Source organism: Kitasatospora sp. NPDC059146, assembly GCF_042786665.1.
In the GTDB taxonomy this organism is placed as follows: Bacteria; Actinomycetota; Actinomycetes; order Streptomycetales; family Streptomycetaceae; genus Kitasatospora.
The window spans coordinates 20,613-46,941 of the sequence record NZ_JBHZCY010000048.1 but is presented as its reverse complement, the minus strand read 5'-3'; the positions used below and the strand labels follow the sequence as shown (position 1 = coordinate 46,941).

Sequence of the window (26,329 nt, the reverse complement as noted above, 5' to 3'; positions counted from 1 at the left end):
CCCCGGGCGGCGGCGGCCGCCCGGGGCCCACGGGCCCGTCGTCACAGATGCGCCCTGATCTGCCGGACCGGGTGGCCGAGGGCGGTGGCCAGGGCCGCCGCCTGGGCCTCGGTGAACCAGGGTCGCTCCGGGTCCCACACCTCCAGCTCGAAACGGGCGAAGCCGCACGGCCAGTCGTGGTCCAGGGCGTCCAGGGTCGTCGCCGCACCGCAGCAGGGCACCGTCACGGCGAGCGTCGCGAAGCCGCCCTCGGCGTGCTCCTCCATCAGCTCGGACCACCACCCCAGCGGGACGGCGCCGCCGCAGTGCGGGCAGCCGATCCGCTCCAGGTTCGCGCCGCAGTCGACCAGGGTCGTGCGCTCGTGCCAGGTCGACTCCAGCTCGGCGCCGTCGTCCTCGCCGAGGAACTCGGCCGCCAGCGCCCGGGCCCGCTCGGCCGCCGCCGCGTCCGGCTGCCAGTACGGGTCGGTCGGGATCACCGACAGCACATCAGCGCTCATCGTTCGGTCCTCCCCTCCGTCCGTGGCCGGCTCCGTCCGTGGTCAGCCGACCAGCCGCCGGCGCCAGAGCAGCGGGCGTACCTCGATCGCGTCGGACGGGTCGCCGCTCCACACCGCCGGCAGGCCGACGGCCGCGAGGGCGGCCACCACCTCCCGGCCGACGGCCGCGGTGGTCGCCGCGGAGCCGTCGAAGCCGCCGTAGAGCAGGGACAGGCCGCGGCCGGCGGCGGCCGACTCGGTGCACTGGGAGTGGAAGTAGACGAAGCCCCGGGCCTCCGGCACCCCGGCCGCGCCGATCTCCGCCTCCCCGCAGGAACGGCAGCAGGCGAAGTCCTCCCGCGCCGTGATGCCGCCCGCCTCCAGCGCGGCGAAGGCCCGGGCGAGGCGCTCCGGATCCGTCTCGCCGATCCAGCCGCTCTGCACGCCGACCCGCTCCAGCCAGAGCCGGTCGGCGAGTTGCTCGGCCTGGGCCCGGGAGAGCGGGCGGCGGTCGCCCGACACCAGGTACTCCTCGGCCTGCTCGGCCAGCCGGGCACGGTCGGTGTAGCCGCCGGCGAGGGTCAGCCGCAGCTGCTCCTCCAACTGCCGCCGCTCCTCGGCCGCCAGCTCCGGCGCGGGCACCGGCTCGGGCGCCGGACCGAAGTCCAGCGGCGCCCAGGCCAGGCCCTCGCCCCAGCCCGGCTCGTGCCGCGCCCAGCCCGTCATCGCCGCGACCACGGCCTCCGGCCCGTCCACCCGCACCTCGAAGTGCCGGGCGGCGGAGCCGTCGCGGTGCTCCAGCGCGTAGTGGCCACCCGCCTTGTGCCACACCTGGATGTAGACGTCCGGCAGGTCCGGTATCCGCTGCACGACGAGGAAGGTGTCGGCCCCGGCGCCGATGCGCCGGACCAACCCCGCCAGTTCGTCCGCGGTCACCCTCGGGAGCCGCTCGTCGTTCGTCTGCACCGTGATCGCCAGCATGCGGTCACCCTGGCACACCCCACTGACACCGAATCCGACAGCCCGACAGCCCGAAAGGGTCGGTCGCGGACCCGGAACACGATCCCGCCCCGGAGGTGGCCGATGTCGGGCCGGGCGGCCTCTTCGCCCTCACACCCCCCGCGTGGCCCTGATCCGGCCCGAGGCGATCGCCTCGACCAGTTCCCGGTGGTCGGCCGCCGTCCGGTCCGCGTAGTGCAGGGCGAAGTCGGCGACGGCGTCGGCGAAGGTGTCGGCGCCGCCCAGGTAGCCGGCGACGGCGAGGCGTTCGCCGGTGCGGGCGTGGGCCCGGGCGAGGGCGCGCCCGCACAGGTCGGCGTAGGCGCGCAGGCCGGACGCGGTCATCGTGTCGACCTCCACCGAGCCCTTCATGTCGCGCAGTTGGCGGCCGTAGAAGTGCCGCCCGGCGGGGCCGGTGGTCCAGCCGAGGAAGATGTCGCTGGCGGCCTGCATCAGGTGCTGCCCGGTGACCACCCGGCGCCCGCCGTGGTGGGCGGCGACCTCGGCCTCCAGCCGGGTGGGCGGCAGGTGGTCCTCCAGCACCGACCGGCCGGCCTCCTTGAGCTGTAGGAACAGCGGGTCGCGGGTGTCCCGGCCCTCCAGCAGGACGATGTAGCAGCGGGTGCCGACGCTGCCGACGCCGACCACCTTCATCGCCGCGTCGACGAAGCGGTACCGGTCGAGCAGGACCCTCCGGTCCTCCGCGAGGGTGGCCCGGTAGTCGCTGAACACCTTGCCGACGCCGCGCAGTTCGCTCCGCTCCAGCTCCTCGACCAGCGGCGGCGCACTGACGATCCGGCGCCGGCCGTCGCGCTCCTCGGTGAGCTTGCCGAAGGCCTGGAGGCTGGTGCGGCGCCGGGCGCGGTCGAGGCCGGCCTCGACGGCCTTGCGCCGCTTGGTCCTGCGGACCAGCGCCAGCAGGTCGGCGGTGTCGATCCGGCTGTACCAGACGTCGAGTTCGCCGAGGCCGGCCAGCCGGCGCATCGCCGCGGCATAGCCCAGGACGGCGGTGCGGGCGGCGCGCCGGGCGCGGTCGTCGTCCTGGCCGCGGTCCCGGGCGGCGACCGCGATGCTGGCGGCGAGGCGTTTGACGTCCCACTCGAAGGGCCCGGGGTGGGTCTCGTCGAAGTCGTTGACGTCGAAGAGCAGCGCGCGTTCCGGCGAGGCGTACACCCCGAAGTTCAACAGGTGCGCGTCACCGCAGAGTTGGACGGTCAGCCCGGTGTCGGGGACGGCCCCGAGGTCGGCGGCCATCACGGCGGCGGCGCCGCGCAGGTAGCCGAACGGGCTGTCGGCCATCCGCCCGTAGCGGATCGGCAGCAGCCGGGCGACCCGGTCCGCGCCCTGGGCCTCCAGCAGGCCGAGCGGATCGGGCCGGTCCGCGGCCGGGATCCACCGGCCGTGCTCGGAGCGGGAGACCCGTTCACGGGCGGCCCGGCCGGTACGGCGGCGTTCGGCGGGGGTGGTCATGCGGCGGCTCCGTCCGTCACCCGGCGGCCGCACCCGTCGGCGCGGCGCTGGGACCAGCGTGCCGGAGGGCGCGGCGCGCGCCCTCCGGCACTGGGCCGAACGGAGGAGCCGGAACGAACCGGGGGGAACAGGGACACCCCAGCGGGGCGGGGCGGGGCGGGACGGGGAGGGCTCAGCCCACCGTGAAGTCCGCCATCATCGCCATGTCCTCGTGCTCCAGGTTGTGGCAGTGCAGCATGTACGTCCCCGCGTAGTCGCCGAACCGCACCAGCACCTCCACCGTCTCGGCCGGCCGCAGGTCCACGGTGTCCTTCCAGCCCGCGTCCCACGGGCCCGGGCCCTTGCCGTTGCGCGCGACCACCTGGAAGGGGTCGAGGTGGACGTGCACGGGGTGGTGCACGTCGGTGGAGAAGCGCCAGCGCTCGACCCGGCCGAGGGCGGGGGCGGCGAGGCTGCGCCCGGGCTCGTACGGGTCGCCGTTGATCGTCCAGCCGTCGCCGCCGCTGCGCCGGAAGGCGAAGTCGCGGGTGGCGACGACCGCGGCCGGGTCCAACTGCTCGACGGTGGACAGCTTGTCGGGCACCGTGGCGCCGTCGTCCACCGCCCGGGAGGAGACGTCGAAGCGCATCACCTCGGTGGTCCGCCCGCTGCCGAAGCGGTTGACCAGGCGGACCTGGGTGCCCGGCTGGTAGCGGGAGAAGTCGACGACCACGTCGAAGCGCTCGGCGGGGGCGATCTCAATCCCGTCGTGGGTGACCGGGGCGGGGAGCAGTCCGCCGTCGGAGCCGATCTGGACCAGCGCGTCGCCGCCGGCGGGCTGCGGGTCCAGTTCGAGCCGGTAGAGCCGGCAGTTGGAGGCGTTGAGCAGGCGCAGCCGGTAGTGCGCGCGGTCGACGTCCAGGCGCGGCCACGGGGCGCCGTTGACCAGGATGACGTCGCCGAGGACGCCGTTCATGAAGTCGTTGGTGACGCCCGGCTTGGTCGACGAGGCGTCCGCGGCCGGGTACTTGAAGGAGCCGTCGGCGGCGAAGGAGCGGTCGGCGAGCATCAGCGGGAGGTCGCGTTCGCCGCGGGGCAGCGGCAGGGCGGCCTCCTCGTCGTCCTGGACGAGGTGGAACCCGGCCAGGCCGCGCCAGACGCCGGGGCCGGTGAAGCCCATCCGGTGGTCGTGGTACCAGAGGGTGGCGGCGCGCTGCTTGCCCGGGTAGGTGTGGGTGCGCTCGCCGACCAGGGTGTGGCCGCTCATGTGCCGCATCCCCGCCATCCCCGGCGTTCCCGCCATGCCCGCCATCCCCGCCATCCCCGCCATGCCGTCCATCGCGGAGGCGGCGGGGTCGGGGGAGCCGACCGGCAGCAGCAGGTCGACCGGGTAGCCGTCGCTGTCCGCCGGGGTGTGCCCGCCGTGCAGGTGGACCACCGAGGGCACCGGCAGCTGGTTGCGGTGCTTGACCACCGCGGCCCGGCCGGAGCGGGTGACCACCGTCGGACCGGGGAAGGTCCCGCCGTAGGTCCAGGCCTCGGTCCGCACCCCGGGCAGGATCTCCAGCTTCGCGACCTGCTGGGTGATCTCGTAGTGGTCGCCGCCGTCGTCGCTGCGCACCGGCTGGAGCACGGCCGGCACCGGCAGCGGGACCTGGAAGGCCGCGGGCAGGGCCAGGTCGCTGCCGAGCAGCCGCCCGGGGCGGCCCTCCGCGAACAGGTACGCCGCCGACGGCACGGCGACGGCGGCCACCGCGCCCGCACCGAGCACGGAGGCGCCGAGGCCGAGGAACCGGCGGCGGTTCACCGCTCCACCGCCACCGGCCCGCCGGGGCGCGGCAGCCGTCCGCCGCCGTCCGGGCCCGGCTCGGGCAGGGCCGCCCGGGCTGGCAGCGGCAGCCGCCAGGCGCCGACCAGGCCGAACAGGATGCCGCTGACCAGCAGCACGCCGAGGGTGACGTGCAGCCCGATCGACCGGGCGTAGCCCGCGCCGATCTGGCCGGTCACGGCGACGGCGAGCAGGGCGGTGGTCCACAGCGGCCAGCGCGGCCCGCCGCCGGGCCGGAGCACCAGCGCGGCCGCCACCAGCTGGAGCACCACCACGGTGGCCAGCAGCATGGCGTTGTCCTCGTGGTCCTTGAGGGAGTCGTAGGTGCCGTTGAGGAAGCTGCCGGCGAGCATGGCCTGGAGCAGGGCCAGCAGCGCCAGCGTGGTGGCGGTGGCGCGCAGGAGGACCAGCGGCCAACGGGGCGCGGGGGCGGCAGGAGGACTGCTCATGGGGTGGCTACTCTCTGCTTCGACGGCTCGGGCGGGGCGGGCGAGAGCGTAGCTGATCTCACCTCACAAACGGCCGCACCCAAGGGTTTTGGGCAGGTCGGCCGCGCCTTTGCACCGGTTCACCCGAGGTTTGTCACCCGTTCGGGCGATCCGCTCGTACGGCCCGCCCCGGCCCCCCGGTCCGCCCCGGCCCGCCGCCCACGTCGAACCGCCGTCCGCGCCCACCCGGCGCCTGCACCCGCCCAACGCCTACACCGGGTCGGCGGCGATCCCGAGGTAGGCGGCGCGCAGGTCGGCGAGCAGCGGGTGGTCCGGGTCGAAGGCGGTGCCGTCGACGGCAGCGAGCGGCCGCAGGCCGACGCCCGCGTTCAGCGCGAAGGCCGCGTCGAAGCGCGCCAGCTCGTCGACGCGGACCGGCTCGCGGGACCGCGGACCGTCGTACGCACCGCTCAGCAGCGCCTCGGTGACGCCGGGCAGCGCGGGGCCGGCGGGCAGCACCAGCCGCTCCCCCGCCAGGAAGGCGACGTTCCAGGTCGCCCCCTCGGTCACCAGGCCGTCCCCGTCGGTCAGCAACACGTCGTCGTATCCCGCGAGTTGGGCCGCGCGGCGGTGGTGCACCAGGCCGAACAGGCCGACGTGCTTCACCGCCGGCAGCTCCCGCCGGTGGGCCACCGTGCGCACCCGTAGCGGGGCCGGTTGCGCGGCGCCGACCGGGCGGGCGGTCACCAGCAGGACGGGGGCGGCCGGGGCGGCGGGGCGCTCCAGGCCGAGCGCCGGGTCGTAGCAGGTCACCCGGACGATCCCCGGCCCGCCGTCGGACGGCAGCGCCGCACGGATCCGCTCCCGGACCACCGCCCGGTCCAGCTCGGCGGCGAACAGCACCCGGCAGTCCCGGACCAGCCGGTCCAGGTGCAGCTCCAGACCGCGGACGGCGCCCGCCTCGACCCGCAGGGTGGTGAAGTGCCCGTAGTTGAGCAGTCCCAGCGCGGCGAGCCGCGCCGGGTCCGCGGGCGCGCCGTCGATCTCGATCTCAGCCATCCCCCGAGTCTGCCAGCCGCGGCGACACCAGCGGTGGCGCCTCCGGCAGCACCACCGGGCGGTACGGCCCGGCCACGGCACGGCCCGCCGCCCGCTCGGTCCGCTCGAACTCCTCGATCCTGGCCGCCAGGCCCTCCGGCTCGCCCGCCTCCGCCCAGCGCCAGGCCTCCGCCCACCACTGCGGTCCGCGCACCAGCGGCCGGCCCGCCAGCGCCAGGTACAGCGCCAGCGTCGACCGGGCGTACTCGTGCACCCAGCCGTCACAGCCCCGGTAGTGCGCCGTCTCGTCCAGCCGCAGCCAGCGGCCCTCCTGCCCTGCGGCCAGTATCGGCACCCAGCCGCGCTGCCGGTCCGCGACCAGCAGGAGCAGCCGTCCGTCCTCCTCCCGCACCCGGTGCGAGGGGAGTTGGGGCATCCGGGCGAACGACAGCGAGCGCTTCCAGCCCACCACCCACAGCCCGCGGCGCAGGTAGTAGCGGACCGCCGACTGCCAGCCCCAGTGCGCCTCCAGCCGGAAGCCCGGCAGGCCCTCGGCGGTGGCCGCCGCGTACACCTCGTCCAGCGCGGCGGCGGCCAGCCCCTGCCCGCGCGCCTGCGGCCGCAGGTAGAGGGAGGACACCGCGAGCTGGCTCGGGCCCTTGGTCCAGTTGTCCACCGCGACCGTCCCGGCGACCTCGCCCCGCGCGTCCAGGATCCAGTACCGGCGCCGGTACAGCTCACCGCCCGGCCAGTCCCGGCCGCTCTCCCCGAGCCGCTCCCGCCAGGTCCGTTCGGCGGGCAGGTCCAGCCCGTCCGGGTCCACCAGCTCGCCCGGACCGCCCTCCAGCAGGGACGCCAAGTCCCAGCGGGCGAACCGCCGTTCCTCCCCGTCGGCGATGGCCCGCAACCGCACCCCCGCCGCCAACCGGTCCTGCGCCCGCTCGACCGCCGCATCCCACGACCTCACCACGGGGGCCACCCTAGCGGCCCTCCGGGCACGACCCGTAATCCACCGGCCACCGAACGTCAGCCCGACCGCGCGGCGGGGCCGAGACCCAGGGCGCAGGGGGTGGAGCGGCCGGAGTCACCCGGCCGGGCGGCGGGTCGCCCCGCCCGGCGCCGCGCTGGTGGTCCGGACGGCCCGGCCCGACGGGGCGGGGGTGCCCGACGGGGCGGGCGCGGCCGCCGGGGTCCTGGGCGGGCGGGTGAGGGCGACGGCGGCGATCACCAGGACGCCGCCCGCCAGGGCGTTCCAGCCGACCGGCTCCGCGAGCAGGGCGGCGCCCAGCGCGGTGGACCAGAGCGGCATGACGTAGGTGACGGCGGAGGCCACGGCCGTCCCGGCGGTGCGGACCAGGCCGAGGTTGAGCAGGTACGCGAGCCCGGTGCCGAGCGCGCCGAGCACCAGCAGGGCGGTGGCCGCCGACCCGCCCGGCCAGTGCGGGGCGCCGGCGGCGAGCGGGGCGACCATGGCCAGTTCGGCGGTGGCGCAGGTGATCTGGACGGCGGAGAGGGTGGTGACCGACTCCGGGCGGCCGGACAGGAAGCGGCGCAGGTAGGCGAAGCCCGCGCCGTAGCAGCACGCGGCGGCCAGGCAGGCGAGGGCGCCGGCGCCCGCCCCCGGGCCGAGGCCGCGCCACACCCCGAGCACGGTGAGCACGCCGACGAAGCCGAGCCCGAGGCCGGCCAGCCGGCGGGCTCCCGGGTGGCGCTCCTCGGGGACGGTGAGCACCGTGAACAGCAGGGTGAACAGCGGGGTGGTCGCGTTCAGCACTCCGGCGAGCACCGAGCTCACCCTGGTCTCGCCGAACGAGAACAGGGTGAACGGCACCGTGTTGAGCAGCACCGCGACGACCGCCGAGTGGCCCCACAGGGCCCGGTCGCGCGGGGCCCGCTCGCCGCGCAGCAGCAGGACCGCCCAGAGCGTGGCGGCGCCCAGCAGGCTGCGCCACAGCGCCACCCACACCGGCGGCACCCCCGCGTCGACCGCCACCTTGATCAGGGCGAAGCTGGCGCCCCAGATCGCCGACAGTGCCACGAAGCCCGGCCACCAGCGCCGCACCCCGACCACCTCCCCGTCCGTTCCCGTGTCCGCCGCGCGGCCCGTTCCCGCGTTCTGGACAGAGGGTGGCCCACCGACGGAACATGAGTCCAACAAGTGACGATGCTTGGGGGATAAGGAAGTCTCATGGCACCGGAGGTCAACCTGGCCCAGCTCAGGGCGCTGGTCGCGGTCGCCGACACCGGCGGCTTCGGCGCGGCCGCCGACGAACTGGGCATCAGCCAGTCCGCCGTCTCGCACGCCGTCGCCGCCCTGGAACGCGCGCTCGGCGCCCCCGTGCTGCGGCGCGGCGCCCCCTGCCGCCCCACCCCGCTCGGCGAGCAGGTGCTGCCGCACGCCCGCACCGCCGTCGCCTCCGCGGCGGCCGTCCGCACCATCGCGACCCGGCACTGCGGCGGCCTCACCGGCACCGTGCGGCTGGCCGCGCCGACCACGGTCTGCCAGGCCCTGCTGCCCGGGCTGCTGCGGGACTGGAAGGCGGCGCACCCCCAGGTCACCGTGCGGGTCTTCGAGGGCGAGGACGTCGAACTGACCACGTGGCTGGAGGCGGGCACGGTGGACGCCGCCGTCCTGGTCGACGCCGGGCCGCTGCCGCCCGACGCGGTCGCGCTCGGCGCCGACTCGATGCACGCGCTGCTGCGCCGGGACCACCCGCTGGCCGGCCGGCCGACCGTCCACGTCGGCGAGCTGGAGGACGACGACTTCCTGCTCTCGGAGGGCGGCTGCGAGCGCCACATCCGGGAGGCCTACCGGCGGGCCGGCACCCGCTTCACGCCCCGGCACCGGATCCGCGACCTCAACACCCTGATCGGCATGGTCCACGCGGGCGTCGGCGTCTCGGTGATGCCCGCGCTGGCCGTGACCATGCTGCCGCCGGAGTGCGTCCTGGTGCCGATCCGGCCCGCCGTGCACCGCACCCTCACCCTCACCGGGCCGACCGGGCGCCCCTGGTCCCCGGCGGTCGGCGGGCTGCTCGCCGGGGTGCGGGCGGGCCTGCTCCCGACGGTGGCCGCACCGGCCTGAGCGAACCCGGCCCGAGCGAACCCGGCCTGAGCGAACCTGTCCGGGCCGACGCTCAGCCCCGCAGCCGTACCCGGTCGAGGACCACCCCGACCACGCGGTCCGCGGGCACCGCGCCCCACAGCCGGGAGTCGGTGCTGAAATCCGGGTTGTCGCCCAGCAGCACCACGTGCCCGCCCGGCACGGTGCCGGCCGGGAGCACCGGGCGGACCGGCGGCGGCACCGGCTCCCCGGGCAGCGCGGCCAGCCGCTTCACCAGCAGCCGGACGGGCCGGGCGGCCGCTGGGCCGTCACCCGCCGGACCACCGCCCACCGGGCCGTCACCCGCCAGCCCGCCGCCCACCGCCCCGCCACCCCTGGCGGCGAGCCCGGCCGGGGCGACCACCACGATCCGCCCCGCCCGCAGCCGGGCCAGGCCGCGCCGCAGGACCAGGACCCGCTGCCCGGGCCGCAGCGCCGGGCTCATGCTCGGCCCCGCCACCACGACCACGGACAGCGCGGTGCGCAGCAGCACCAGTCCGGCCGCCGCGGCGGCGAGCCCCGCGAGGGCGAGCACCAGGAACAGCCGCATCGCTCCGCCTCCTCCGGTCAGCCGGCCGACGGGGCCGGTACGGCGGCGTCCTGGTAGCCGGACGCCTGCAGCGTGAACAGTTCCGCGTACGGGCCGCCGCGCGCCATCAGCGCCCGGTGCGTCCCCTCCTCGACCACCCGCCCCGCGCCGAGCACCACGATCAGGTCGGCCTCGCGCACCGTGCTCAGCCGGTGCGAGATCACCAGGCTGCCGGTGTCCCGGCGCAACTCCCGCAGATTGTCGTGGAGTTCCTGTTCGGCGGCGGCGTCGAGCCCGGCGCTGGGTTCGTCCAGGATCATCAGGTCGGCGTCGCGTCGCATGAACGCCCGCGCCACGGCGAGCCGTTGCCACTCCCCGCCGGAGAGGGAGCGGCCCCAGCCGGCGTCCGTCCCCTCCGGCAGGAAGATCCGGCTGAGCAGGGCGCCGTAGCCGCCGTCGAGGCGCTGCACCCGCTCGTGGATGCCGGCCGCGCGGGCGGCGGCGGTGATCCGGTCCGGGTCGTCGAGGTGGGCGAGCCGGCCGAGGCCGATGTTCTCGCCCGCCGTCAGGTCGTAGCGGCAGTAGTCCTGGAAGACGACGCCGATCCGCTGCCGGTACTCCTCGGGCCGGAAGGCGCGGATGTCGACGCCGTCCCAGAGGATCCGGCCGCGGTCCGGGTCGTAGAGCCGGCACAGCAGCTTGACCAGGGTGCTCTTGCCCGCGCCGTTGAGGCCGACCAGGGCGGTGACGGCGCCGGCCCGCAGGGTCAGGTCCACGCCCCGCAGGATCCACGGCGCGTCCTGGTGGTAGCGGAACCAGACGTCCTGGAACTCGACGGTGCCGGTGAGCGCACCGGGCGTGCGCGGGTCGGCGGCCGGGGTGAGGTCGGGCGGGGCCTGGCCGAGCGCCCGGTAGTGGTCGAAGGTGAGGGCGGCCTGGTAGGCGGAGGCGCCGCCGGCGGCGAGCTGGCCGACGCCGGTCTGGATGCCGGCCACCGCGGCCAGGCACATCGAGACCTGGCCGAGGGAGAGTTCGCCGTGCCGGGCGGCGCGCACCGCCCACAGCAGGCCGAGCGCGTAGACGCCGACGCCGAGCAGCGAGGCGGGCAGCCGGCGGGCGAGGTTCTGCCGGTCGGTCCGCTCCTCCGCGCCGTTGACGGCCAGCAGTTCGCGCCGGGCGCGCCCGCGCAGGAAGTCCTGGAGGCCGAAGAGCCGGATCTCCTTCACCGCGTCGACGTCGGCGATCAGGCTGCCGTAGAAGGACTGGCGGCGGCTGCGGGCCATGGTCTCGCCGAGGACGGCGGCCCGGCGGCGCCCGGCCGCCAGCTGGCTGCGCACCAGGGGCAGGGTGAGCAGCAGGGTGAGCAGGCCGAGCAGCGGGCCGACGACGAAGACGGTGCCGAGGAAGCCGAGCACGGTGATCAGCGCCTGGAGGCTGCCGAAGGCCGCGCCGACCAGGATGTCCGGGGCGGCGCCGCCGGCCTGCTGGGCGAGCCGCAGGCGGTCCTGGAACCGCGGGTCCTCGAAGGGACGCAGCCCGGGCAGCCGGTTGACGGCCTGGAACAGCTCCTCCTGCACCCGCAGCCGGATCGCCCGCCCGGAGCGGGCGCGGGTGTACTCGCTGAGCGCGGGGGCGAGCGCCAGGCCGAGACCGGCCGCGATCAGCAGCAGGCAGGTGCCGGTCAGCGAGCCGGCGGCCGGGCCGGGCGGCGAGCCGGGGGCGGCGCCGCCGAGCTGGTCGAACAGCCGGCTCACCAGCAGGGCGGCGACGGCGGGCAGCAGACCGGCCGTCACCCCGCAGAGCAGCGAGAGCAGCAGGGCCGCCCGGCCGGAGCGCCAGGCCAGCGCGCAGGCGGCCAGGGCCGAGCGCAGGGCCCGGCCGGCCCCGGGCGGCTCGGCCCCGGGGTCGGCGGACCAGGGGGTGCTCATCGCGCGGCGGTCGGGAGGACGAGCTCGCCCGGGGCGAGGTGGTTGGTGATCCGGCCGTCGGCGGAGACGTCGACGTAGCTGGGCCAGCGGACGATTCCGAACGCCTCGGCGGTGGAGCCGGGCTGGGCTCCGGCGGGCTCCACCACCACCCGGGCCACCGGCTCCAGCAGGGTGCGCAGTTCGGCGACCACCGGGCCGCTGCCCTTGACCACGGCCAGGACCCGCCCGCGGCCGCCGGGGAAGCCGGTGACCGCCTTGACGAAGTCGGGGGCCTGCTCCAGACAGGGTCCGCAGCTGCCGGAGAAGAAGCCGACCACCGCCGGCGCCCCGGCGAGGTCCGCCCGGGTGACTTCTCCGTCCGTTTCCGAAACCGCCCGGAATTCCGGTACCGGGGTGCCGTCGGGAAGTCGGTTCTCGGGCATGGAAACACCGACCCGGACATTTCCGAAGGAGGTCGACGAACCGTTGTTGTTGATTTTCCGGGCGAGCGCCAGGGTCAGCATCAGATTGACCAGGGAAATGCCGCCGATGAGGACGATGAAAAGCGTGGACATGACGGTTTCGCGCCTCGTTCCGGATTGCGGGGATGCGGGGAGGTGGTGACTCGGTGCGGCGGCTCAGCGGGCCGTCGAGAAGAGCTCGATCAGGGTGTCCGTGGCGATGATCAGGGCACTCAGGAAGCCGGCGGCCAGCAGCACCACCGCCGCCCCGGCCGTGCCCGGACCGCTGCCGGGGTCGGGTGCGGCGCCCGCGACGAGGCCCGCCGCGGCGACGGCGAGCAGCACCAGGTTGCGCGCCACGTGCGCCCGGGTGACGGGTACGCCGGAGGCCCCGAAGCAGGGGCAGGAGACGTCGGCGCCCCGCCGCAGCAGCCGGACCAGCACGGCGGCGAAGAGCGCGATCAGTCCGCCGGTCGCGGCGAAGGCCCAGCTGGTGACGGGTGCGGGCACCCAGACCAGCAGGGCGAGGAGGGCTTCGGCGAGCGGTACGCCGATCGCCGCGGCGCCGGTCAGCCGGGGTGGCAGGACGGCCATCGCGCGCAGCGCGGACCGGAAGTCGCGGCGGGCGCGGAGCTTGGCCCAGGCGGATCGGGCGAACACCACCGCGATGACGGCGCGGCAGCCGAGCAAGAGGTATGCGGTCATGACTCCCCCTCCGCCGGTGCCCCCGCCGACGCAGGGCGGGGACACCGGCGGCCGTGTGTCAGCCGGCCGGATCAGTCGGCCGAGCCGGTCGGGTCAGCAGCCGCCCACGATCGCGTAGGTGATGCAGCTGGGGGCGACGGCACAGTTCCAGGAGCAGCACTCCCGGACGTAGAGCGTCTCGCCGACGCAGTTGGTGGTGGTGCCGGCCGGGCACTGGCAATACGCGTCGGCGGCCTGCGCCTTGCGTCCGCCGGAAACCGCCCGGTCGACCAGGTTGAGAATCGCCTGAACCATTTTTTCCTCCGCTCGGGAAGGTGGACTGGAGAGGCTGTGCGGTTACCCACGAGATCTCGTGGTCCGAAAGCTAACCGACCGTTCGAGAACCTGTCTAGACCAAATTCGAGGATCATCGAGCTTTGATCCGGACGAGCCGATTCCCTTTCCGCGGCCCCGCTCCGCCGCCGTCACGCCTGCGTCGCGCCTCCGCCACACCCGCGCCCGCCCCCGCCCGGCCGGGCCCTCGACCGGACCCTTGACCGACCCTCCGGGAAAGGTCTATACCAGTGGGAGCTCTGGGCAACCACCCCACGCCCCGGGACAGTTCGGCCTGCCCGCGCCACCCCCACCTCCGGCGCGCACGGGCCCTCCCCCACGCATGCCTCCCGGAAAGGCCCCCCGATGCACCGCGTACTTCCCCCACAGCCACGCACCGCACCGACCACCCGCAGATCCCGGGCCGCCCTCGCCGTGGCCGGCGTGCTCGGCCTGGTCGCCGGCGGCTTCGCCGCCCTGGCCGGCACCGGCCCGGCCTCCGCCTCCACCACCGGCACCACCGCCGCCGGCCTGGGCAGCAACTGGTACGCCTCGGCGCCGTACCTGATGCCCGAGGACAACAGCCCGCCGGACGCCGCCGCCGTGATGGACGCCACCGGCCAGAAGGCCTTCCAGCTGGCCTTCGTCCTCGCCCAGGGCAACAACTGTTCGCCCGCCTGGGGCGGCACCTCCTCGATCGACTCCGACACCGCCATGCCCGCCGTCATCCAGACCATCCGCGGCAAGGGCGGGGACGTCTCGGTGTCGGTCGGCGGGTACGGCGGCACCAAGCTCGGCCAGGTCTGCGGCACCCCGGAGGCGACCGCCGCCGGGTACCAGCAGGTCATCACCAAGTACGGCCTCAAGGCGATCGACTTCGACCTGGAGGAGCCGGAGTACGAGAACACCGCCGCCATCCACAACGAGATCGGCGCGGCCCGGATCCTCCAGCAGAACAACCCCGGCCTGTACGTCTCGATCACCACGGCCGGGACCAACGCCGGCACCGGCTGGTTCGGCACCCAGATGCTCAACGAGGCCAAGTCGCAGGGCTTCACGCCGAACAACTACTCGATCATGCCGTTCGACGGCGGCTTCAACGGCGCCGCGGCGCAGACCGACGCGCTGGTGAAGTTCAACCAGATCCTGCAGACCACCTTCGGCTGGAGCGAGGCCACCGCGTACGCCCACGAGGGCGTGTCGATGATGAACGGCCGCACCGACGCCGCCGAGTACTTCCGCCAGGCCGACTTCCAGAGCGTGCTGGACTTCGCCACCGCGCACGGCCTGGCCCGCTACACCTTCTGGTCGGTGAACCGGGACCGCCAGTGCACCGGGCCGGTGGACCCGGGCCTGTCCGGCTCCTGCTCCAGCGTGGCGCAGAGCGACTGGGACTTCACCAAGTACACCGTGAAGTTCGCCGGGGCGACCCCGCCCACCACCCCGCCGACCACGCCCCCGACCACCCCGCCCACCGGCCCGGGCACGCCGACCGGCAGCCCCACCGGCAACCCGGGCACCTGCACCGCCCCGGCGTGGAGCGCGAGCACCACGTACACCGCGGGCGCCAAGGTCTCGTACAACGGCCACAACTACCACGCCAAGTGGTGGACGCTGAACGAGGTACCGAGCGCCAGCGGCCAGTGGGGCGTCTGGGGCGACGACGGCCCCTGCTGACCCCGCCGGAACAGCGGTGAGGGGCGGGCGTCCAGGACGCCCGCCCCTCTTCCGGTACCGGTGACGCCCCGGCTCAGTCGCCCGCGATCCGCCCCCGCAGCTCGGCGAGCACCCGCGGCGCCTCGGTCAGGCCGGCCGCCTCGGCGCGGGCGATCGCCGCGGTCAGCCGCTGCACCGCGGCCTTCGGGCGGTCGAGGTCGCCGCCCTCGATCAGCGCGGCCAGCCGGACCGACTCGGCCCGCAGCGACTCCGGCTGCGGCGCCCCGGCCGGTTCGCCCTGCTCGCCGTAGACCTCGACGGCCCGCTCGGCCTCGGCGAGCGCCTCCTCGAAGCGGTCGGCGACGGCCAGGCAGCGCGCCCGGGCGTAGTGCGAACCGCCGCGCAGGTACCAGGCGGTGTACTGCTGCCCGCCCCGCTCGGCGGCCTCGCCCAGCGCGTCGGCCTCGGCCAGCAGGGCGAGCGCGGCGTCCAGCCACTCCGGGCCGCCCCGCTCGCACACCGTGAGCTGGGCCAACTCCCGCAGGGTCGATGCCAGTTGGTCGACCTGCGGAGCCTCCTCGTGCGCCTCCCGGGCCCGCCCGAGGGCGGCCTCGGCGGCGTCCCAGCTGCCCGCCCGGGCCAGCGTCAGCGCCGCCTCGCAGGCGACCATGGTGTGGGTCTCCTGGTCCTCCCAGTCGGCGACCAGCTCGGCCAGCCGCAGGTACTCCTCGGCGGCGTCCCGGTACTCCTCCAGCTCGACCAGGCCCCGGGCGAGGTCCAGCCGGGCCTGGGCGACCATCCGGGCGTCCAGGCCGGCGGTCGAGGCCGAGGCGTCCAGGACGGACTCCAGCACGGCCACCGCGTCGGCGTCCCGGCCGGTGCCGCGCAGCACGTCGGCGAGCTGCAGCCGTACCCGGGCGGCGTCCTCGACCGCCCCGGCGCCCAGCCGGTCGAAGCGCGCGGCGGCCTCGGACAGCGCCCGGACCGCCCCGCCGAAGTCCTCGACCTGCATGGCCGCGTGGCCGAGCAGCATGTACGTCGGCGCGTACGGGTAGGCGTCGTCGCCCCAGCGCACGGCCTCGGCCAGCGCCCGGTGGAACACCTCGACCGCCTCGCCGGGCTCGCCGCCCTGGAGCAGCACCTGGCCGAGCAGGCCGAGCACCCGCGGGGTGTGCCAGGGCAGTTCGGCCGCCTCCAACTGGGCCAGCACCTCGCGCAGTTCGGCCGCCGCCTCGGCCGACCGGCCCTGCCGGGCGGCGGCGTCGGCGAGGTACTGCCGGGAGGTCGCGGCCCGGCGGGCCGAGCCCAGCTCGACGGCCGCGCGCCGGTAGCCGCCGACGGCCGCCTCGAAGCGCGCGGTCGTCCCGGCGGACGGCTCGGGCAGCGCCTCGACCAGGTCGTGGTGGGCGGCGTAGGCGAGCGACTGCAGGACGATCAGGTAGTCGTCGTCCGTCATGTCGCCCGTGGCGTGCAGTTCCTCGGCCCGGGCCGACGCGGCGTCCAGCGCCGGCCAGTCGGCCACCGCGCCCTCGACCTCGCCGAGTTCGACGATCAGCGTCCGGGTGCGGACCATCAGGGCCGGGCCGGGCAGCCCGGCCCGCTCGAACAGTTCGGCGGCCGCCAGCAGGCCGGCCGCGCCCTCGGCGTGGTCGTCCCGTTGCAGCGCCTCGTGGGCGCGCTGCTCGGCGAGTTCGGCGCGCAGCCGCTCCGGGCCGCCGAGTTCGGCGTGCTCCGGGTGGGTGAAGTCCGCGGCGGCGGCCCGCTCGGCGACCCGCTTCCACAGCCGGTCGCCGTCCGGGTGGCCGAGCAGCTCCAGCTCGCGGGCGCGCAGCACCAGGGCGGCGAAGTCCTCCGGTACGGCCTCGACGGTGCGCCGCGGCGCGGGGGCCACGGCCGGGGCCGCGCCCGCCAACTCCGATGCGGCGACCGCCCGTACGCCCAGTGCCAGCGGCTCGGCCAGCAGCGGCCGGACGGCCAGCCGGGCCCGCCGGGCGGCGCCGACCGTGTCGGTGCCGTTGCGGGCGTCGAAGCGGGCGGCGAGGGCGTCGGCCTCGGTGCGCAGGTGGGCGAGCAGGGTGTCGACCGTCCAGCCGCGGCCGGCCGGGCCGCTGACCGCGAGCTCGCCGTGGCCGGCCGCGGCCAGGGCGGCGATCAGCACCTCGACGCCGGTCAGGAAGTCCAGCCGGGCGCCGGGCTCACCGGTGACCGCGAACAGGTCGCGGTTCTCGGCGAGCAGCTCCAGCCCGCGCGGCTCGTTGCCGGAGAGCGCGCAGAACTCGATGTGCCGGGCCACCGCCGCCAGCATGGAGGCCTTGCCGCGGGCCGCACGGTAGCCGGTGAGGTGGGTGGAGCGGGCCTCGTCGAGGCGGCCCAGGCGCAGCAGCGGCAGCAGCGCGACGGACTGGCTGAGGCAGGGCTCCTCGGCGCAGCTGCTGCGGCCGCTCAGCACCGGGACGAGGGTCTCCAGGGCGCGGGCGTCCTCGCCGAGGTCGAGGAAGTGCCGGGCGCGGGCGCGGGTCTCGCAGGCGTGGCAGTTGCTCAGCTCGGTGCGCGGGCGGGCCGTCCACAGCTCGTAGGCGTCCTGGACCCCGACGCCGGTGTGCCGGGCCAGGTGGTAGCGCTGGGCGTAGTACGGCTGGAGGCCGTGGCCGGCCGCCCGGTAGCGGTCGCGCAGTTCGGTGAGCCAGCGCTCGACGGCGGGCAGCGGGACGTCCGGGTTGTCCCGCAGCGAGCCGGCCACCCACTTGAAACGCCAGAACACCTGCTGCGCGGCCCAGTCGCCGAAGCCGTCCGGGTCCTGGTCCCACAGCTTGAGGATGCGGGCGAAGACGACCGGGCTCTTGTTGCTCTCGCCGTCGTACTCGTAGGCCTCCATGAGTTCGAGCAGGGCCATCGAGCGGACCTCGGTGTCCTCGAACTGTTCGGCGGCGTCGACGAGTTCCTCGGCCGTGACGGTGCGGGTGCGGCCATACGGGCGGGCGTCGTTCTCGCGCAGCGCGGCCATCACCGCGCCGGGGGTGTCCAGCATCACGCCCCCTTCGGGCCGTCGTGGTCCGGGCCGGCCGCCTCGTGGCCGAGCATCGCGTGGTCGAGCAGGCTGATGAACGAACGGTTCAGCAGCGCCGACTCGCTGGCCTTGAGCGGGCGGCGGGTCATCAGCACGGCCTGCCCGTACAGCGCCTCCACGGCGGTGACGGCCAGGTCGTGGTCGGTGACGCCGGCGGCGCGGCGCACCAGCGGGTTGAGGTGGTTCAGCACCAGCTGGGCGCGGGGCGCCTCGGCGCGCAGCGAGCCCAGGATGTCCGCCCACAACCCGTCGGCCTCGTCGGCGAGTTGGGCGCGGGTGCGCTCGTGCCGGGCCTCCCGGTTGTCGAGCAGCAGGGCGGGCGCGTTGGTCGGGTGGAAGCTGCGCAGGGCGACGTCGCAGTCGAACCGGCCGACCACCTCGCGGGCGATCGCCAGGAAGGTGGCGGCGGCCAGTTCGGCGGCCGGGTCGACGGTGTCCAGGTGCGCGGTGACGGTGCCCGGGTCGAGGTCGGAGACGGAGACGCCGGGGCGTATCTCGGGCAGCCGGTGGACCAGGTCCCGGTCGTAGGTGTAGCCGCCGTTGACTACGCCGAGCCCGGCCGCGCCGGCGACCGGGGCGACCTGGCGGAACTCCTCGACCGTACGGGTCACCAGCACCACCGGGTGGCTGCGCGCGAACTCGTCCAGGGTGACGTTGCCGTCGGTGGTCTCGAACGGCAGCCAGGGCAGCATCATCCGCAGCAACTCGTCGTCGTAGCGGGCGAGTTCCTTGACGGCCAGGTGGTGCACGGAGAGGAAGCGGTGCAGCAGCGCCGGGTCGCTCGCGGACAGGCCGGTGAGCCAGTCGCGGATCCGGGCGCCGAGCGCGTCGCGGACGGCGGCCAGCGTCTCGTCGGCGTACAGGCCCTCGCGCGAGGCGGTCGGGCGCAGCCCGTCGGTGTCCACCACGCAGCGGACGAAGAACGCCCAGTCCGGCAGCAGTTCGTCGGCCTGGTCGGAGAGCAGCATGCCCTTGAGGTGCACCCGGTGGCCGTGGCGGCGCGAGGGCGGGGCGGCGTCGGGCAGCACGTACGCGACGCCGCGCAGGCCGACCAGCGGGAGGTCCAGCTCGATGGTGTCGAGCGGGACGAAGTCGAAGGTGCTCCGGCAGTACTCGGCGAGCGCGTCGCGCCGGGCCAGCGGGGAGCCGTGCCGCTCGGCCCACGGCGGGGTGCGGTTGACCGCGTGCTCGGTGCCGTCGGCGTCGATCACGGTGACGTCGTGGCGCAGCAGGCTGCCGAAGTCCCGGGCCAGGGTGAGCACCCGGGCGGGGCGGGTCCACTCGGCGGCGTCGGCGCGCGGGGCGAGGGTGACGGTGGTGCCCGGCTCGGGCTTGGCCGAGGCGGGCAGGGTGCGGATGGTGTAGCTGCCGTCGGACAGGCCGCGCCACTCGATCACCGGCGCGTCCGGGCTGCCCGCGTGCCGGGTGACCACGGTGATCTCGTCGGCGACCACGAAGCAGGCCAGCAGGCCGATGCCGAACTGGCCGATGAAGTCGCCGCGGGCCCGGGCCAGGCCGTCGCCGTCCAGCCCGCCGTCGGCGTCGCGCTTGGAGCTGCGGCCGATGGTGGCGAGGAAGGTGTGGACGTCCTGCTCGGTCAGGCCGATGCCGGTGTCGGTGACGGACAGCCCGTCGTCGGCCCGGACGGTGATGGCGGCCGGCGCCCCGGGGTCGAGGGCGCGGCGGGCGGAGATCGCGTCCACCGCGTTCTGCAGCAGCTCGCGCAGGTAGACCCGCGGGCTGGAGTAGAGGTGGTGGGAGAGCAGGTCCACCAGGCCGCGCAGGTCCACCTGGAAGGTGTGCGCACTCGTCGGGTTGTCGGTTGGGGACACCGGAGGCTCTTTCGGTCGCGGAATGCGGAAGGGGTGACGTACGGGGGGCGCGGGTCAGTACGCGGCGCAGCGGTCCCGGTGGGCGCGGAAGGCCTTGACCGGGTCGCCGGCCAGGTAGTGCCAGGGCGACTCGGTGACCGTGCCGTCCAGCGCGTCGAACAGCAGCCGCGCCGTCTTGCGCTGGTCGGCGAGCGAGAAGGCCATCGCGAAGGTGTTGAAGCTCGACTGCCAGCCGCGGTCCGGGACGAAGTCCGGGTGGAGGACGGAGCGGAACGCGGCCTCCTGCAACTCGGCCACCACGGCGGGGCCGGACAGGTAGGCGTGGTCCTCGCCGTCCGGCAGGTCCAGCCAGCGCTCCAGGTGGGCGAGCGCCACCAGCTCGCCCAGCGGGCTGCCCTCGGGGGCGGCCAGCATCGAGGAGCGGGCGAACCCGTGCATGGCGTCGTGCGAGCCGCCCCACTTGGCGGACAGCTGCTGCAGGCGCTGGCGGTGCGAGCCCGGGTGCCCCGGCTCCCGGCGCACCGCCGCCTCGAAGCGGGCGGTGGCGACCTCCTCGCCGAGCGAGGCGCCGCGCGCGCTGATCTGCAGGAAGAACCAGGGGGCGAGCCAGCCGGGCTCCCGCTCGGCGACCTCCAGCAGCTGCTCCTCGGCGACGTCCAGCCGCTGGTGGAACAGCTTCCACTGCTCCTCGCCGACGTGCTTGGCCCGGGCGCCGCTGCGCGCCTCCCAGGCCCAGGTGACGTGCCGGGCGCCGGAGAGCAGCAGCGGCAGCGCGTCGCCGGGGGCGTCCGCCACCGCGCGGGCCGTCCACTGCTCGACCCCGGCGACGTCGGAGACCGCGCCGACCAGGAAGGTCAGCTCGGCACCGGTCGCGGCGGCCAGCGCGGGGCGCAGCGCCGTCCAGTCCCCGGCGGCGGCCTGCCCGAGCAGCACCCGCACGGACTCGTCGCCGAACGCCGGGTCGAGCCGCGGCGCCGACCCCGGGCCGGCGGCCGGCCCGGACGCCGCCGAGGCGGCCCGCCGGCCCAGCCCGAACCCGCGCCGACCGGCGCGGTCCTGCGCGCCGGGCTCGCCCTCCCCGCCCGAGCGGCGTCGGAACAGCGGCATGTGTGTGGCCCCCTCGAACATCATCGGCATCAATCGCACGGCCGCACAGTGACCGCCCCAGGTGAGTACATATCACGGCCGACCGACATCCGTTTGCCCAGCCCAGCGCCGCCCGGAGCCGGGGGCGCCGGAGCCCGGGAACGGGTGACATCTTGCTGCCTGACAGTTTTCTGACAGCGGGCTGGGTGCCGTCGGCGCCGACGATCCGTCAGGCTGGGTCACGTGCACGCCATTCGCTTCCACCTCCGCGCCCCGGACCGCCCCGACCGCCCGGCCCCGCACCCGCCCTCCCCCGAGGCCGTCCGGGACGGGCTGACCCGCGGCCTGCCCGCCGGGGCCCGGATCGAGCACACCCGGATCCTGGTCGGACCGGACGCGGTGGACGGCGTCGCCTTCGTCCTCGCCGACGGCCTGCTCGCCGCCGAGGCCGCCCTCACCGCCGCCTGCGCCGCCGCGACCGGCCCGACCGGCCCGCTGCCCGGCTGGCTGGTGCCCCACTGCGCCCTGGACACCCTGCTCGCCCTGGGGCGTGTCTGACGATTCCCGCCGGGCGCGCGACGCCGGGGCACGCACCTCGCCGCGTTGTCGTGGGGCCGGGGGTGGCTCGTGAGACCCGGGCCGGGGCCGTTCGTGTGCAGGGGGGTCGCTATCTTGAGGGTTCACGGACAGCCGTAAGGGAGTGGGCGCATGGGGATGGGTGGTCGGCGGGTCACCGTCGTGGTGGCGGCCGGAGTGTTGGCCGGGGTGCTGGCGGGGTGTTCGTCCGGAGGGGCGGAGGCGGCCAAGGGGGCTGCGGGGACGCCCGGTTCGACGGCTGCGGGCGCTGCGGTCCCCAGTGGTACGGCGTCGGCCCCGGGCGGTACGGCGTCGGCACCGACGGCGGCCGGGGCCCCCTCGCCGGGTGGGTCCGCCGGGGCCTCGGCGCCCGCGGCCGGGGCGGGCGGCGGGGTGACGGCGCCGGCGGCGGCGCCCAGCGCGGACCTGGAGGCTCCGCTGCTGGACGACAAGGTGGTCGGGCAGGTGCTGCCGGACGCCAAGGCGATGGCCGGGTGGCAGGAGGAGAAGCGCAAGGTCGACACCGCCGACCACGCCGTGACCTGCACGGCCTCGGCCCCGTGCAGCGGCAAGCCGCTCAGCGGGTCGGTCCGGTTCTCCTCGGGGGACCTGGTGACCCGCTTCCTGGTGGAGACCCTGCCCAGCCGGGACGCCGCGAAGAGCCGGGCGAAGGAGACGTACGCCTCCTACCCGGTCGGGCCGTTCAAGAAGGTCGAGGCTCCGGCGGTGGGCAGCGAGAGCCAGGCCTTCGTGGGGCCGCTGGCGGACGGTGACGGCGTGAGCATCGTGGTGCGCTCGGGCACCGTGGTGGCGAGCGTGACCACCGAGGGCGGGCCGGTGGACCTGCCCGCCGCCCGGCGGTTCGCCGTGATGCTGGTCAACCGGATCGAGCAGGCGCAGTCGGGCAAGGTCCCGGACGCGGGGCTGGCCAAGGCCTGACGGCCCCTCCCCCACCCCGACGCCGACGGGGCGGCGACCAGAAGGTCACCGCCCCGTCGAAACCGGTCAACCGCCGGATCAGCCCGCCGACACCGGGAACGTCGGGTACTCGACGCCCGAGATGTACTGCACGACCCGGACCACCTGGCACGAGTAGCCGAACTCGTTGTCGTACCACAGGTAGAGGATCGCGTTGTCGCCGTCGACCTTGGTCGCACCGGCGTCCACGATCGAGGCGTGCCGCGACCCGATGAAGTCGCTGGACACCGCGTCGGGCGAGTCGGTGAAGTCGATCTGCCGCTTGAGCGGCGAGGTCAGCGAGATCCCGCGCAGGTGGTCCAGCACCTCCTCGCGGGTGGTCTCCCGCTTGAGCTGGAGGTTCAGGATCGCGATGGACACGTCCGGAACGGGCACCCGGATCGAGCTGCCGGTGATCTTCGCCTTGAGGTCCGGCAGCGCCTTGGCGACGGCCGAGGCGGCACCGGTCTCGGTGATCACCATGTTCAGCGGCGCCGAGCGGCCGCGACGGTCGGCCTTGTGGTAGTTGTCCAACAGGTTCTGGTCGTTGGTGAACGAGTGGACGGTCTCGACGTGGCCGCGCACGACGCCGTACTCGTCCTCCATCGCCTTGAGCGGCGGGACGATCGCGTTGGTGGTGCAGGAGGCGCAGGAGATGATCTGCTCGTCCGGCTTGATCATGTCGTGGTTGACGCCGTGCACGATGTTCGGGACGTCGCCCTTGCCCGGGGCGGTCAGCACGACCTTGGCGATGCCGGGGCGCAGGTGCTTGGACAGGCCCTCGCGGTCACGCCACCGGCCGGTGTTGTCGATCAGGATCGCGTCCTTGATCCCGTACTCCGTGTAGTCGACCTCGCTCGGGTCGTTGGAGTAGATCACCGTGATCTCGTTGCCGTTGACGACGATCTTGTTGTTCGCCTCGTCGACGGTGATCGTGCCCTGGAACTGGCCGTGGATCGAGTCCCGGCGCAGCAGCGAGGCGCGCTTGACCAGGTCGTCGCCGCCGCCGTTGCGCACGACGATGGCCTTGAGCCGCAGGCCGTTGCCCGAGGCCTTCTCGATCAGCAGCCGCGCGACCAGCCGGCCGATGCGGCCGAACCCGTACAGCACGACGTCCTGCGCGGACCGGCGCTCCAGCTTGTTGGCACCGGTGGCACCGGCGACGGCCTGGGCGGTGAACTCCGCCACCGACAGGCCCCGGTCGTCCGCCCGGTAGGCCGAGGCGAGCATCGCCAGGTCGATCTGCGAGGGGCCGAGGTCCAGGGTGGTCAGGGCGTCCAGGAACGGCATCGTCTCGGTGACCGAGAGCTCCTCGCCGGCTATCTGCCGGGCGAAGCGGTGCGTCTTGAGGATGCTGACCACCGACTTGTTCACCAGGGAACGGCTGTGGAGCAGGACGGTGACGTCCTTCTCCCGGTGCAGTCGCCCGATGATCGGGATCATCGACTCCGCGATCTCCTCGCGGTTCTTCCAGTCCGTGAACACGTCGTCGTTGACAGTCACAAGTCCATCTTTCGAGCTGAGGGTGTTGCGCACATGGTAGCTTCGCCCGCTTCCGGCCCGACGGCCGGTCCCTCCCCCGCCGCTCCGCCCCACCCCTGCGACCTGCGCTTTCCCCCGCCTCCCCGCCCCCGGAGGTGACCACCGCCACCTCCAAGTCCCCCAGTAGAGTGGGCACACCGAAGATCCGGACAGAGGCGTGAGGGGGCCCGGGTGGCGACGTTGGGGATGCACCGGGACTTCCTGATGGAGTTCGCGGCACTGGAGCGGTCGGTGCAGCGGCGGGTCTTCGAGACCTTCGAGAAGTTCACCGGGGCCACCCACGCCGGCACCCACCTGGAGAAGCTCACCCACCAGCGGGACCCGCGCATCCGGACCATCCGGATCACCGACTTCTGGCGCGGGGTCGTCCTCAAGGCCGACCGGGGCGACGGCTACCTGCTGCTCAAGGTGCTCCCCCACGACAAGGCCAACGACTGGGCGCTCAAGCACCGCGCCTCGGTGAACGCCGCCACCCAGGGCGTCGAGATCCGCAACGACGTCGCCCTGGAGCGCGCCTCCGCCTCACTGCGGGCCCGGGCCTCGGACGAACCCCAGCGGCTCTTCGCCGACCGCTCCGACAAGGTCCTGCGCAGCCTGGGCATCGAGGAGGAGATCCTGCCGATCATCCGCCTGCTGCCCGACGAGGCGCACCTGGAGGCGCTCCACCGGGTCCTGCCGGAGCAGCAGTTCGACGTGCTGATCGGCCTGGCCAGCGGGATGGAACCGGCCGAGATCGACCGCGAGATCGTCCAGGCGTACGCGCGGGCGGCGGACCCGGCGGGCACCGGGCGCCCCGGGGACGAACTGGTCTCGGCGATGGCCCACGCCCGCGGCCGGGTCGCCCTGGTGTCCGGGCCCGAGGAGCTCCAGGAGATCCTGGAGCGCCCCTTCGACGCCTGGCGGATCTTCCTGCACCCGGCCCAGTACCGGATCGCCTACCGGGGTTCGTACCAGGGCCCGGCCCGGGTCACCGGCGGCCCCGGGACCGGCAAGACCGTGGTCGCCCTGCACCGGGCCTACCACCTGGCCCGCCGGCTGCCCGCCGACGCCCCCGACGGGTCGGTGCTGCTCACCACCTACACCAAGGACCTCGCCGCCGAACTGGAGCGCTGCCTGGGCCTGTTGATCACCGACGGGCGGATCCGGGCCAAGGTCCGGGTGGTCACCGTCGACGCCCTGGCGAACGAGGTGCTGCGCCGCTCGCTCGGCGGCGCCCCGTTGAAGATCCTGTTCAACCAGCGGGCGGTGCTGGCCCGTTGGCGCCGGGTCGGGCAGCGGCTCGGGGTCGACTTCACCGACGTCTTCCTGGACCAGGAGTGGCGGCAGGTCGTCCTGGCCCAGGCGATCGAGAGCCCCGAGCAGTACCTCAAGGCCCCCCGGACCGGCCGGGGCACCGCGCTCGGCCCGCTGCAACGCGCCCAACTGTGGCGCACGGTGGCCGCGTTCGAGGAGGAGCTGCGGCAGAGCGGGGAGCGGACCTTCCTCCAGGTCTGCGCGCACGCCGCCCGGTCCCTCGACGAACGGGACGAACGCCCGTTCCGGCACGTGGTGGTCGACGAGGCGCAGGACCTCCACCCCGCGCAGTGGCGCTTCCTGCGCGCACTCGCCGCCCCCGGACCGGACGACCTGTTCCTGGCCGGCGACCCCCACCAGCGGATCTACGGCAACAAGGTCTCGCTGCGCTCGCTCGGCATCCAGGTGGTCGGCCGCTCCTCCCGACTGCGCGTCAACTACCGCACCACGCAGGAGATCCTGAGCTGGGCCGCCTCACTGCTCACCGGCGAACGCCCGGACGACCTGGACGGCGGCGAGGAGTCGCTGGCCGGCTACCACTCGACCCTGCACGGCGCCCAGCCCGAGGCGCGCGGCCACGCCGACCAGGACGAGGAGCTCCGGGCCCTGGTCGCCCGGATCGAGGCGTGGACCGCCTCGGGGGTCGGCCCGGAGGACATCGGCGTCGCCACCCGCACCGCCCAACTCGGCCGCGACACGGCCCGGGCGCTGGAGCAGGCCGGCACCCCGGCCCACCTGCTCGGCAGCGCGCCGGCCCCCGGCGTGCGGATCGGCACCATGCACCGGATGAAGGGGCTGGAGTTCCGTTGCGTCGCCGTGGTGGGCGTCGGCGACGCCATGGTGCCCAACGGCAACGCGCTCACCCCGGAGGACACCGACCGGCAGCAGCACCGGGAGGACCTCAACGGGGAGCTGAACCTGCTGTTCGTGGCCTGCACCCGCGCCCGCGAGGCCCTCGCCGTCTCCTGGCACGGCGCCGCCAGCCGCTTCCTCGAACCGGTCGTCCCGGCCGAACTTCTCGCCCGCTGACCCCCGGCCGGGCCGGGCCGGTGCCCCGTCGCGCGTCCCGGCCTGCGTCCCGT

At 75.2% G+C, this 26,329-nt stretch carries 22 protein-coding genes; 5 read left to right on the top strand and 17 right to left on the bottom strand.

The features are described from left to right. Positions 1-41: 41 nt before the first annotated feature. The 8 genes from ACFXPX_RS21370 to ACFXPX_RS21335 form a co-directional block, all read right to left on the bottom strand. Positions 42-500 (bottom strand): hypothetical protein, encoded by a 459-nt coding sequence (locus tag ACFXPX_RS21370; protein WP_380524250.1) that lies wholly within the window; start codon positions 498-500, stop codon positions 42-44. Between the two features lie 42 nt (positions 501-542). Beyond that, entirely contained in the window at positions 543-1,460 is a 918-nt protein-coding gene (locus tag ACFXPX_RS21365; RefSeq protein WP_380524248.1) for a DUF6891 domain-containing protein, read from the bottom strand. Positions 1,461-1,589: 129 nt separating this feature from the next. Further along, the gene (locus tag ACFXPX_RS21360) at positions 1,590-2,948 is read right to left on the bottom strand and encodes a DUF2252 domain-containing protein (RefSeq protein WP_380642771.1); all 1,359 of its coding nucleotides are present in this window, start codon (positions 2,946-2,948) and stop codon (positions 1,590-1,592) included. 172 nt (positions 2,949-3,120) lie between these two features. After that, positions 3,121-4,734, bottom strand: coding sequence for a multicopper oxidase family protein (locus ACFXPX_RS21355; RefSeq protein WP_380642769.1), 1,614 nt, complete (start codon positions 4,732-4,734; stop codon positions 3,121-3,123). Next, positions 4,731-5,204, bottom strand: coding sequence for a hypothetical protein (locus tag ACFXPX_RS21350; RefSeq protein WP_375894240.1), 474 nt, complete (start codon positions 5,202-5,204; stop codon positions 4,731-4,733). Before ACFXPX_RS21350 ends, ACFXPX_RS21355 begins: the two co-directional genes overlap by 4 nt. 249 nt (positions 5,205-5,453) lie before the next feature. Further along, positions 5,454-6,242 (bottom strand): aminotransferase class IV, encoded by a 789-nt coding sequence (locus tag ACFXPX_RS21345; protein WP_380642767.1) that lies wholly within the window; start codon positions 6,240-6,242, stop codon positions 5,454-5,456. Beyond that, positions 6,235-7,191 carry a GNAT family N-acetyltransferase gene (locus ACFXPX_RS21340; RefSeq protein ID WP_380642765.1) on the bottom strand — a complete coding sequence of 319 codons (957 nt, stop codon included), beginning with the start codon at positions 7,189-7,191 and terminating at the stop codon, positions 6,235-6,237. The genes ACFXPX_RS21345 and ACFXPX_RS21340 overlap by 8 nt, the downstream gene beginning before the upstream one ends. 114 nt (positions 7,192-7,305) lie before the next feature. Next, the gene (locus ACFXPX_RS21335) at positions 7,306-8,283 is read right to left on the bottom strand and encodes a DMT family transporter (protein WP_380642763.1); all 978 of its coding nucleotides are present in this window, start codon (positions 8,281-8,283) and stop codon (positions 7,306-7,308) included. A gap of 126 nt (positions 8,284-8,409) precedes the next feature. Between ACFXPX_RS21335 and ACFXPX_RS21330 the strand changes: the two genes are divergently transcribed. Then, positions 8,410-9,306 carry a LysR family transcriptional regulator gene (locus ACFXPX_RS21330; protein ID WP_380642761.1) on the top strand — a complete coding sequence of 299 codons (897 nt, stop codon included), beginning with the start codon at positions 8,410-8,412 and terminating at the stop codon, positions 9,304-9,306. A gap of 52 nt (positions 9,307-9,358) precedes the next feature. Here the strand turns inward: ACFXPX_RS21330 and ACFXPX_RS21325 are convergent, their stop codons facing one another. The 5 genes from ACFXPX_RS21325 to ACFXPX_RS21305 all read right to left on the bottom strand — a co-directional run bounded on the left by ACFXPX_RS21325 (position 9,359) and on the right by ACFXPX_RS21305 (position 13,220). After that, positions 9,359-9,874 carry a S26 family signal peptidase gene (locus ACFXPX_RS21325; RefSeq protein ID WP_380642760.1) on the bottom strand — a complete coding sequence of 172 codons (516 nt, stop codon included), beginning with the start codon at positions 9,872-9,874 and terminating at the stop codon, positions 9,359-9,361. Between the two features lie 17 nt (positions 9,875-9,891). Beyond that, on the bottom strand, positions 9,892-11,781 hold the full coding sequence (locus ACFXPX_RS21320; RefSeq protein WP_380642758.1) for an ABC transporter ATP-binding protein: 1,890 nt from the start codon (positions 11,779-11,781) through the stop codon (positions 9,892-9,894). Further along, positions 11,778-12,335: a TlpA family protein disulfide reductase gene (locus tag ACFXPX_RS21315; RefSeq protein WP_380524233.1), complete on the bottom strand. Its 558-nt coding sequence runs from the start codon at positions 12,333-12,335 to the stop codon at positions 11,778-11,780. The genes ACFXPX_RS21320 and ACFXPX_RS21315 overlap by 4 nt, the downstream gene beginning before the upstream one ends. A 63-nt stretch (positions 12,336-12,398) precedes the next feature. Beyond that, complete coding sequence (locus tag ACFXPX_RS21310) at positions 12,399-12,926, bottom strand: MauE/DoxX family redox-associated membrane protein (RefSeq protein ID WP_380524231.1); 528 nt, start codon at positions 12,924-12,926, stop codon at positions 12,399-12,401. 93 nt (positions 12,927-13,019) lie between these two features. Further along, positions 13,020-13,220: a hypothetical protein gene (locus ACFXPX_RS21305; protein ID WP_375894266.1), complete on the bottom strand. Its 201-nt coding sequence runs from the start codon at positions 13,218-13,220 to the stop codon at positions 13,020-13,022. Between the two features lie 384 nt (positions 13,221-13,604). Between ACFXPX_RS21305 and ACFXPX_RS21300 the strand changes: the two genes are divergently transcribed. Further along, positions 13,605-14,915 (top strand): carbohydrate-binding protein, encoded by a 1,311-nt coding sequence (locus ACFXPX_RS21300; protein ID WP_380524229.1) that lies wholly within the window; start codon positions 13,605-13,607, stop codon positions 14,913-14,915. Positions 14,916-14,988: 73 nt separating this feature from the next. On the opposite strand, the gene ACFXPX_RS21295 is transcribed toward ACFXPX_RS21300, so the two are convergent. From ACFXPX_RS21295 to ACFXPX_RS21285, 3 genes are read right to left on the bottom strand one after another with little or no spacing between them, the layout of a single operon-like run. Then, positions 14,989-17,922: a hypothetical protein gene (locus ACFXPX_RS21295; RefSeq protein ID WP_380642756.1), complete on the bottom strand. Its 2,934-nt coding sequence runs from the start codon at positions 17,920-17,922 to the stop codon at positions 14,989-14,991. Continuing rightward, complete coding sequence (locus ACFXPX_RS21290; RefSeq protein WP_380526334.1) at positions 17,922-19,793, bottom strand: HSP90 family protein; 1,872 nt, start codon at positions 19,791-19,793, stop codon at positions 17,922-17,924. The genes ACFXPX_RS21295 and ACFXPX_RS21290 overlap by 1 nt, the downstream gene beginning before the upstream one ends. Before the next feature lie 54 nt (positions 19,794-19,847). After that, positions 19,848-20,900 (bottom strand): hypothetical protein, encoded by a 1,053-nt coding sequence (locus ACFXPX_RS21285; protein WP_380526336.1) that lies wholly within the window; start codon positions 20,898-20,900, stop codon positions 19,848-19,850. A 222-nt stretch (positions 20,901-21,122) separates the two neighbouring features. Here ACFXPX_RS21285 and ACFXPX_RS21280 point away from each other — a divergent pair, with 222 nt between their 5' ends. After that, a complete protein-coding gene (locus tag ACFXPX_RS21280; protein WP_380526338.1) occupies positions 21,123-21,437 on the top strand; it encodes a hypothetical protein in 315 nt (104 codons plus the stop codon). 411 nt (positions 21,438-21,848) lie between these two features. Beyond that, a complete protein-coding gene (locus ACFXPX_RS21275) occupies positions 21,849-22,394 on the top strand; it encodes a hypothetical protein (protein WP_375894283.1) in 546 nt (181 codons plus the stop codon). Positions 22,395-22,472: 78 nt separating this feature from the next. On the opposite strand, the gene ACFXPX_RS21270 is transcribed toward ACFXPX_RS21275, so the two are convergent. Further along, positions 22,473-23,915 (bottom strand): glyceraldehyde-3-phosphate dehydrogenase, encoded by a 1,443-nt coding sequence (locus ACFXPX_RS21270; RefSeq protein WP_375894285.1) that lies wholly within the window; start codon positions 23,913-23,915, stop codon positions 22,473-22,475. A gap of 225 nt (positions 23,916-24,140) precedes the next feature. Between ACFXPX_RS21270 and ACFXPX_RS21265 the strand changes: the two genes are divergently transcribed. Next, entirely contained in the window at positions 24,141-26,276 is a 2,136-nt protein-coding gene (locus ACFXPX_RS21265) for a UvrD-helicase domain-containing protein (RefSeq protein WP_380642787.1), read from the top strand. The last annotated feature ends 53 nt before the right edge of the window (positions 26,277-26,329 follow it).